Source organism: Streptococcus infantis (assembly GCF_015546995.1).
Taxonomy (GTDB): Bacteria; Bacillota; Bacilli; order Lactobacillales; family Streptococcaceae; genus Streptococcus; species Streptococcus infantis_J.
In genome coordinates this window covers 1-2,080 of the sequence record NZ_JADMUH010000042.1, presented here as the reverse complement: position 1 = coordinate 2,080, position 2,080 = coordinate 1, and the positions used below count along the sequence as shown (strand labels likewise).

The window sequence follows — 2,080 nt, the reverse complement described above, 5'->3', positions numbered from 1 at the left end:
TCCCTTTATTATATATGTTTATCTAATAGGAATAAAAAAGTATGATAAGTACAAGGCTATTTTTATCAGTCTACTATTATCTTTATTATATCATAGCACTCATACTTTTTTATCAGTAACTTTATCTTCCATAACAGGTGATTCTTTTGTAACAAAATATGAAAATTTCTTCTTTTTAGTAGTATTATTACTAACTTATTTTGCTATAAAAAAAATTATTACTTATTTTCACCTTGAACTTAATTATTTTGACAAAGACTACCTCTATCCATTTCTTAAGAAAGTTATACTTGCTTTCTTTGCTTTACATGTTCTATCATTCATTTCAGATATGGTGAGCACTCATACGCATTTTAACAGTTTTGGTAGTATTTTAGCAACAATTGTCTTTATTTGTTTACTGCTAATCTTCTTCGCAATGAATTCTCATAAGGTAGGAGTTGAAAAAGAAATAGCCCTAAAACAGAAAAAATTTGAACAAGAACATTTACAGACTTATACAGATGAAATTGTTGGTTTGTACAATGAAATCCGTGGATTTCGTCATGATTATGCAGGTATGCTTGTCAGTATGCAAATGGCTATTGACAGTAGAGATTTACAGGAAATTGACAGAGTTTACAATGAAGTTCTAGTTAAAGCTAATCAAAAATTACGTTCAGATAAGTATACATACTTTGATTTAAACAACATAGAAGATTCAGCTTTAAGAAGTTTAATTGCGCAATCTATTGTATATGCACGAAATAAGAACGTAGAGTTTACACTAGAAGTAAAGGACACTATCACAAAATTGTCAATCGATTTACTTGATCTTGTTCGTATGATGAGTGTTTTGTTGAACAATGCTGTTGAAGGTGCTGCAGAAAGTTATTTGAAACAAATGGAAGTTGCAGTGATTAAGATGGATTTGGAAACAGTTATCGTGATTCAAAATTCGTGTAAAATTACCATGACACCTTCAGAAGATTTGTTTGAACTAGGTTTTTCTACTAAAGGGAGAAATAGAGGAATAGGACTTAATAATGTTAAAGAAATTTTAGGTAAGTATGAAAATATCATTTTAGAAACAGAGATGGAAGATAGTACGTTTAGACAGATTATTAGATTTAAGAGAGAGTTTGAATGAAAGTATTAATTTTAGAAGATGTTATTCAACATCAAGTCAGATTAGAAAGAACCTTGGATGAAATTTCAAAGGAATTAAATATTCCTATTTCTTATAAAACAACAGGTAAAGAACGAGAATTTAAGGAATATATCGAAAATGATGAATTAAACCAACTTTATTTTCTAGATATTGATATTCATGGAGTTGAGAAAAAAGGATTTGAAGTCGCACAGTTTATTCGTCACCACAATCCCTATGCAATTATCGTATTTATCACTAGTAGATCAGAATTTGCTACCTTAACTTACAAATATCAAGTATCAGCCTTGGATTTTGTTGACAAAGATATCAATGATGAATTATTTAAGAAACGTATTGAACAGAGTATCTTATATACCAAGAATATGTTACTTGAAAATAAAGATGTTGTGGATTATTTTGACTATAACTACAAGGGAAATGATTTGAAAATTCCCTACCATGATATTTTGTATATTGAAACAACAGGAGTATCTCATAAGTTAAGGATTATTGGTAAGAATTTTGCCAAAGAATTTTATGGGACTATGGCGGATATTCAAGAAAAAGACAAAGATACGCAAAGATTTTATTCCGCTCATAAGTCATTTCTTGTCAATGTAGGAAATATTAGGGAAATTGATCGAAAAAATTTAGAAGTGGTTTTTTATGAAGATCATCGTTGTCCGATTACCCGTCTCAAGGTTCGGAAATTAAGAGATATTCTGGAGAAAAAATCTAAAAAGTGATTGACAATTAGTAAGAAATTGATATAATGGTTATATCTGCTACAGATAGATGGTCCGTTGGTCAAGGGGTTAAGACACCGCCTTTTCACGGCGGTAACACGGGTTCGAATCCCGTACGGACTATATTATCCGCCATAGCTCAGTTGGTAGTAGCGCATGACTGTTAATCATGATGTCGTAGGTTCGAGTCCTACTGGCGGAG

The 2,080-nt window shown here is 30.9% G+C and carries 2 protein-coding genes and 2 tRNA genes; all 4 read left to right on the top strand.

The features are described from left to right. Positions 1 to 1,129 (top strand): GHKL domain-containing protein (locus I1J71_RS08570; protein ID WP_229026699.1); only part of this gene is annotated, 1,129 nt, incomplete at its 5' end. Beyond that, positions 1,126 to 1,878: a competence system response regulator transcription factor ComE gene (comE, locus tag I1J71_RS08565; RefSeq protein WP_195184452.1), complete on the top strand. Its 753-nt coding sequence runs from the start codon at positions 1,126 to 1,128 to the stop codon at positions 1,876 to 1,878. The genes I1J71_RS08570 and comE, both read left to right, overlap by 4 nt. A 51-nt stretch (positions 1,879 to 1,929) precedes the next feature. Further along, positions 1,930 to 2,001, top strand: a tRNA-Glu gene (locus tag I1J71_RS08560). Positions 2,002 to 2,006: 5 nt separating this feature from the next. Beyond that, positions 2,007 to 2,080: transfer RNA gene (locus tag I1J71_RS08555), tRNA-Asn, on the top strand.